Origin of the sequence: Corallococcus sp. 4LFB (assembly GCF_046520365.1) — a bacterium.
Lineage (GTDB): Bacteria > Myxococcota > Myxococcia > Myxococcales > Myxococcaceae > Corallococcus > Corallococcus caeni.
This window is the reverse complement of sequence record NZ_JBKGHJ010000718.1, coordinates 1-3177: the sequence shown is the minus strand read 5'-3', so window position 1 is coordinate 3177 and position 3177 is coordinate 1. Positions and strand designations below refer to the sequence as shown.

Here is a 3177-nt window from a genome sequence, read left to right as displayed (position 1 = left end):
CCTGCGCTTGCGACCGGCCGCCGGGCCGCCCGGGCCGGGGCGGGTTGTGGGCCCCCCAGCGAGGCCAGTACCCTCCCCCGCACCCATGGCCCACCCCGCCGAGCCGCTCCCGCCGGAGCCTTCCGTCCCGCTGTCCTCCGTGCCCGACGCCGTCACGCCGCGCTTCCGCTTCCTGCCCGCGGTGGGCACGTGGAAGTACCACCTGCTGCTCGCCTCGGTGGCCATCTTCATCCTGGGCCCGCTGGGCGGCGTGGCCGCGTCGTACATGAACTTCAGCCTGGGCTTCTTCGTCGCCAGCCAGGTGCTCTCCGGCATCCTCGGCAGCGTCGTCACCTACGGCTACGGCGCGGAGGGCAAGCACGGCGCCAACTACATGCAGACGATGGCCGCGTCGGTGGCCTCGCTGTGCGCCATGTCCGTGCTCATCCAGGCCATGGTGTGGCTGGGCATGCCCCAGCCGCCCGCGTGGCAGCTGATGCTCTTCGTCGGGTGCGTGGGCATGTTCGGCGTGGGCGTGGGCATGCTCTACACCCCGCTCCTGGTGGACCGGCTCCAGCTGGACTACCCCTCCGGCTACGCGGTGGCCAACATCCTGCGAGCGCTCACCGACAAGCGCCTGCTCAAGGCCTCCATCGCGAAGCTGGGCGGCGGCACCGGCCTGGGCATCCTGGCCGCGTGGCTCACGGAGAAGGTGGCCGCCATCGCCGCGCTGAGCGTGAGCAGCTCCACGGTGGGCGCCGGCATGGTGGTGGGCAGCCGCATCACCGTGCCCGCCATGCTCATGGGCCTCATCGGCTACGCCCTCTCCCCATTCCTGCAGAGCATCGGGTGGCTGGGCCCGAATGATCCGTACCGCAAGATTGGCTTCCTGGTGTCACTGGCGATGATCTGCGGCGCGGCGCTGGTGGACCTGGCGCTGCTCGCGGTGCAGGCGGTGGACCGCATCCGCGGCCGCGCGCAGGCCCCGGCGGACACCGAGCCCGCGTGGAAGAAGGTCAACGTGCCCCGCCTCATCGCCTGGGTGGTGGGTTGGGGCGCGGCCGTCGTCGTGGTGGCCACGCAGGTGCTGCACCAGCCCGCGGGCTTCATCCTCTTCGGGCTCGCGCTGTCGCTCTTGTTCGTGCTCATCAACGGCATCGCCTACGGCATCAGCGACAACAACCCCATCTCCAGCGCGTTCGTGATGTCGGTGCTGCTGATGTCGCTGCTGGGCCTGAAGGATCCGCTGGTGGGCCTGATGGCGTCCTCCATCCTGCTCATCTCCACGTCGGTGGGCTGCGACATGCAGCAGGACCGCTCCACCGGGTGGCGCCTGGGCACCAACCGCGTGGTGCAGTTCCGCTACCAGGTGCTGGGCATCTTCATGGGCGCGGTGCTGTGCGTGGTGCTGGCGCGCGTGTTCATGGGCGCCTACCCGGTGCTGTCCGTCAACCAGTTGGATCACCCGGACGTGAAGGTGGCCCAGTGGAGCTCCGCGATGACGTACAAGTTCGTGGGCGCCATCCGCGACCTGGGCGCGCTGTCGGCATACAAGGTGACGGCGCTGCTCGTGGGCCTGGCCATCGGCTTCACGCTGGAGGTCATCCGCAAGGTCGTCCGCCGGCATCCGGCCTACCTGCGCTTCGTGCAGGGGTCGCGCACGGGGTTCGGCGTGGGCTGGACCCTGGACTCGCTGGTGCTGGCCAGCCCGTACGCGCTCGCGTTCGGCGGCTTCATCGCGCTGCCCGCGGCCATCTGGTTCGGCCTGGGCGGCATCCTCACGTCCCTCTTCAACACCGTCTCCAAGCGCTTCCGGCGGGAGCCCGCGCCCGGGGAGGCGGTGCTCCCGGAGGACATGAGCACCATGTCCCTGGTGGGCGGCGGCCTCATCGCGGGCGAGTCGCTCTTCTACCTCTTCGTCGGCCTCGCCGGCCTGCTGGCCCTGATGGGCTGATGCACCCTGCCCCGGCGCACGGCTTGACTTTCCGTGCGGCCGGGAGCACTTGTTGTCGCGTGAGCCTCGTCATCACCACCACCGCGACCCAGACCACCACCACCGCTTCGGCGGGCGTGGGTCCGGTGCGCGTGTCGGTGGACTGACGAGCGCACGGTTTCCCGCCCCGCCGAGTTCCGGCCGGGGCGACCGTGCAACCTCACACGCCCCGTGTCCGGTCCCGGCTGCTTCATCCCGACCGACACACGGAGACGACCATGCTTGATGAACACGACCACCGCGCGCTGGGCCAGCGCCTGGACCTCTTCCACCTGCAGGAGGAGGCCCCGGGCATGGTGTTCTGGCACCCGCGCGGACTGATGCTGTACCGGCTGTTGGAGGACCACGTCCGCCTGCGCATGCGCGAGGAGGGCTACCGCGAAGTCCGTACGCCGCAGCTGTGCTCCCAGCCGCTGTGGGAGCAGAGCGGCCACTGGGAGAACTTCCGCGAGAACATGTTCTGCATGCCGGAAGGCGACCGGCACCTGGCGCTCAAGCCCGTGAGCTGCCCCGGCCACATCCAGCTGGTGCAGCGCATGGCGCCCAGCCACCGCGACCTGCCCCTGCGCCTGGGGGAGTTCGGGCTGGTGCACCGCAGCGAGCCCAGCGGCGCGCTGCACGGGCTGTTCCGCCTGCGCCAGTTCACGCAGGACGACGGCCACATCTTCTGCGCGGCGGAGCAGGTGGAGGCGGAGGTGGTCCGCTTCGTGCGCTCGCTCAAGGCGTTCTATGCGGGCTTCGGCTTCGACGACGTGCAGGTGGCCTTCTCCGGCCGTCCGGCGATGCGCGCCGGCGGTGACGTGCTGTGGGACCAGGCGGAGGCGTGGCTCCGGTCCGCGGCGAAGCAGGCGGGGCTGGTGTACGAGGACCAGCCCGGCCAGGGCGCCTTCTACGGGCCCAAGCTGGAGTTCGTGCTGAAGGACCGGCTGGGGCGGGCGTGGCAGTGCGGGACGATCCAGCTGGACCTGGTGCTGCCGGAGCGCTTCGACCTGCACTACGTCGGGGCGTCCGGAGAGCGCCTGCGCCCGGTGATGCTTCACCGCGCGCTGTTCGGCAGCCTTGAGCGGTTCATCGGCATGTTGCTGGAGCATCATGGAGGTGCGCTGCCCGCGTGGCTCGCGCCGGAGCAGGTGGTGGTGGCCTCCGTGGGCGCGGGGGCCGCCGGCTACGCGGAGGCGCTGGCGGCGCGGCTGCGGCTGGCCGGC

3 protein-coding genes are annotated in these 3177 nt (G+C 70.9%); all 3 read left to right on the top strand.

Features of this window, described 5'->3' with window-relative positions:
• The first annotated feature begins 85 nt into the window (after positions 1–85).
• Positions 86–1933 carry an OPT/YSL family transporter gene (locus ACLEQD_RS40050; RefSeq protein WP_410391200.1) on the top strand — a complete coding sequence of 616 codons (1848 nt, stop codon included), beginning with the start codon at positions 86–88 and terminating at the stop codon, positions 1931–1933.
• Between the two features lie 23 nt (positions 1934–1956).
• The gene (locus tag ACLEQD_RS40045) at positions 1957–2079 is read left to right on the top strand and encodes a hypothetical protein (protein ID WP_410391199.1); all 123 of its coding nucleotides are present in this window, start codon (positions 1957–1959) and stop codon (positions 2077–2079) included.
• A gap of 111 nt (positions 2080–2190) precedes the next feature.
• Positions 2191–3177, top strand: a 987-nt coding sequence (gene thrS, locus ACLEQD_RS40040; protein ID WP_410391197.1) for a threonine--tRNA ligase, incomplete at its 3' end; no start/stop codon positions are given.